The organism is Saccharomonospora iraqiensis subsp. paurometabolica YIM 90007 (genome assembly GCF_000231035.2).
Classification (GTDB): domain Bacteria; phylum Actinomycetota; class Actinomycetes; order Mycobacteriales; family Pseudonocardiaceae; genus Saccharomonospora; species Saccharomonospora paurometabolica.
The window spans coordinates 157676-161339 of record NZ_KI912196.1; the positions used below are offsets into that span (position 1 = coordinate 157676).

Sequence of the window (3664 nt, forward strand, 5' to 3'; positions counted from 1 at the left end):
CGCGGGCGAGGCGCTCGGCCGGGACGTCGGCGTGGACGTCGACGAGGCCGCCCCATCGCTCCGGGATCTCCAGCGCCGCGGTGCGGCCGAGGCCCCAGACCGCGGCCTGCTCGGGTGCCTCGGCCAGCGCTCCGGTGGTCACCGCCCACACGGGAACGGGGGTGTCCGCGAGGGACTGCAGAAGCGCGAGCAGGCTCTCCGCCGACGGGTGCAGGGCCAGCACCCCTGCGGTGTCCTCGGTGAGCTGCGACGACAGCTCGGCCTCCGGGACCGGTCGCGCGCCCAACTCGGCGAGGCCGGTGGCGAGGGCCGTCGACGGGTCGCCGACGACGACCCAGTGGTCGAGCGGCACGGGCGGGTTCTCGGCGACCGGGCTCCAATGGTCCCGGTAATGCCAGGGCGTGCGGGTCGGAGCCTCGGTGGCGGGCCAGTACCGCACGCGCTGGAACGGGTAGGTGGGCAGGTCGACCACGCGCCCGCCCCGATGCAGGGTCGACCAGTCGACGTCGCCACCGGTGGCGTGGACGTGGCCGAGTGCGCGCAGAGCGGTGCGCACCTCGTCGCGGTCGCGGTGCTGGGCCGGAACGCAGGACGACAGCAGCGGGGCGAGCGCGGCGTCGGGGCCGATCTCGACGACGCGGACGGCATCGAGACGCGCGGCGCCGTCGGCGAAGCGCACGGTGTCGCGCAGGTTCCGCACCCAGTAGTCGACGTGCTCCGGGCCGTCCTCGGGGCTGCCCGAGCCCGCGACGGTGACGTAGTCGAGGGTCGCGGCGGAGCGGGGCAACCGCGCGACGAAGTCGGCCAGCGGCTCGACGGCCTCGTCCATGTGTGCGGAGTGGAACGCGTGGCTGACGGTGAGGCGCTTGACCCGCACCCCGCGTTCGGCGTGCTCGGCGGCGAGGGCGGACACGGCGTCCTCGTCGCCGGAGACGACGGTCGAGTCGGCGGCGTTGACCGCCGCGATCTCCACCCCGGCGGGCAGAGTGATGGCCTCCTCACCCAGGCCGATGACGGCCATCGCACCGCGCGCGGTCACCGCGCCCATGAGCCTGGCCCGCTCGACGACCAGCGCGGCGGCGTCGGCGAGGGTCAGTACCCCCGCGACGTGCGCGGCGACGATCTCGCCGACGGAGTGGCCGATGACCACGTCCGGGCGCACACCCCAGGATTCGAAGAGGCGAACCAGCGCGACCTCGAAGGCGAAGATCGCGGGCTGGGCGAACTCGGTCTCGTCCAGGCGGGCCTGGTCCTCGACCAGCACGTGCCGCACCGGCACCGGGAACAGTGCGACGACCTCGTCCCACGCCCGCGCGAAGACCGGGAACGCCGCCGCCAGATCACGGCCCATGCCCGCACGCTGCGAGCCCTGGCCGGTGAACGCGAAGGCGGTGCGCCCGCGCGCGACCGTTGCGGGGGTGATGGCGTCGAGCCCGGCGAGCAACTCGTCCCGGGTGGCGCCGACGACGACGGCGCGGCACTCGAAGGCCGTCCGCGTCGTGGCCAGTGAGTGTCCGATGTCGACCGGCGACCAGTCGGGAGTGGCGGCGAGGGCGGAGCGTAGCTGGGCGGCCTGGGCACGGAGGGCGTCCTCGCTGCGCGCGGCCAGCGGCCACGCCGTCGGACCGTCGTACCGGTCGTCCCCGGCCGGGTCCTCGGCCGGAACCTCGGCCTGCACAGCCTGCTCGAGAACAAGGTGCGCGTTGGTGCCGCTGATGCCGAACGACGACACCGCCGCGCGGCGCGGCCGGTCGGTCTCCGGCCAGTCGCGGGTCTCGGTGAGCAGCGAGACCGCACCCGCCTCCCAGTCCACCTGCGAGTTGGGAGTGTCCAGGTGCAACGACTGCGGCATGGTGCCGTGGCGCAGCGCCTGGATGGCCTTGATCACCCCGGAGACACCCGCGGCGGCCTGGGTGTGCCCGATGTTGGACTTGATCGACCCGAGGTGCACGGGCCCCTCGCGGTCCTGGCCGTAGACGGCGATGACGGCGCCTGCTTCGATGGGGTCGCCCAGCGGGGTTCCGGTGCCGTGCGCCTCGATGAGGTCCACATCGGATGGTTCGAGACGGGCGTTGGCCAGCGCCTGGCGGATGACGCGTTGCTGGGAAGCCCCGTTCGGTGCGGTCAGGCCACTGCTGGCGCCGTCGGAGTTGACCGCGCTGCCGCGCAGCACGGCGAGCACCCGGTGCCCGTGGCGCTGGGCGTCGGAGAGCTTCTCCAGCAGCAGGACCCCGACGCCCTCACCGAAGCCGGTGCCGTCGGCGTCGTCGGCGAACGACTTGCACCGTCCGTCGCCGGACAGCCCTCCGGCTCGCGAGAACTCCACGAAACTGCCCGCGTTGGACATGACGGTGACGCCGCCCGCGAGCGCGAGCCCGCACTCGTCCTGGCGCAGCGCCGAGGCGGCGAGGTGCAGGGCGACCAGCGACGACGAGCACGCCGTGTCCACGGTCAGCGTCGGCCCCTGCAGCCCCATCGTATACGCGACGCGGCCGGACACGACCGACGCGGCGCTGCCGGTGCCGACGTACCCGGCGACGTCGTCGGCCGCACCCTGCAGGCGGACCGCGTAGTCGTGGTACATCACTCCGGAGAACACGCCGGTGCGGGTTCCGCGCAGCGACCACGGGTCGATGCCCGCGCGCTCGACCGCGGTCCAGGAGTGCTCCAGCAGCAGCCGCTGCTGCGGGTCCATCGCCAGCGCCTCACGCGGGGAGACGCCGAAGAAGCCCGCGTCGAACAGGCCCGCGTCGGCCAGGAAGCCACCCTCCTGGACGGTGAGCGCACCGGATCCGTCGGCGTCCCGAAGGGCGTCCTCGGCCCAGCCGCGGTCGGTCGGGAAGCCGCCGATGCCGTCGCGGCCCTCGGTAACGAGCCGCCACAGGTCCTCCGGTGAGCACACGCCTCCCGGATACTGGCAGCTCATGCCGACGACGGCGATGGGCTCGTGCCGCTTGTCCTCCGCCTCGGCCAGCCGCCTGCGCGTGTCCCGCAGGTCAGCGGTGGCCCGCTTGAGGTAGTCGAGGACCTTGGCGTCATCGGCCACGCGCGGCCACCTCCCGCTCGTTCACGCCCGTCATCCGATTCCGATCTCGTTGTCCAGCACGTCGAAAAGCTCTTCGGCCGAGGCGGCGCTCAGGTCCTCGTGCGTCTCCGCCGGGGCGGCGGCCGTCGGCGCTGTGGCAGGATCCCCGAGCTCCTCGAGCAGAGCGCGCAACCTGGCGGCGATCCGCTGGCGGTCGGCGTCGGCGATGCCCGACACCAGCGGCTCGAGCGCGTCGAGGCCGGCCAGCGCCCGCTTCGCCGTGCCCGCGACCGCTCCACCGAGCTGGTCGCCGAGGTAGGCCGCCAGCGCCGAGGGCGAGGCGTACTCGAAGACCAGGGTCGCGGGCAGCCGCAGCCCGGTGGCGGACGTAAGCCGGTTACGTAGCTCGACCGCGGTCAGCGAGTCGAAGCCGAGGTCGACGAAGCCGCGCTCGGCATCGACCGCCGCGGCGGAGGTGTGGCCGAGCACGGCGGCGACGTGCTCGCACACCAGTTCCAGTAGGCCGGCCGCGTCGAGTTCGGTCAGCTCGGGGCGCGCGGCCCGGATCCGGGACTCGGGCCGGGATCGGGCCCGCACCAGCCCACGCAGCAGCGGTGGCACCGCGCCCGCAGCGATCGC

2 protein-coding genes are annotated in these 3664 nt (G+C 74.0%); both read right to left on the minus strand.

The features are described 5' to 3' along the window. Positions 1-3046: type I polyketide synthase (locus tag SACPADRAFT_RS25065; RefSeq protein ID WP_007026903.1), on the minus strand; the 3046-nt coding region annotated here is incomplete at its 3' end. A 30-nt stretch (positions 3047-3076) separates the two neighbouring features. Continuing rightward, positions 3077-3664, minus strand: a 588-nt coding sequence (locus SACPADRAFT_RS34570) for an acyl carrier protein (protein WP_007026904.1), incomplete at its 5' end; no start/stop codon positions are given.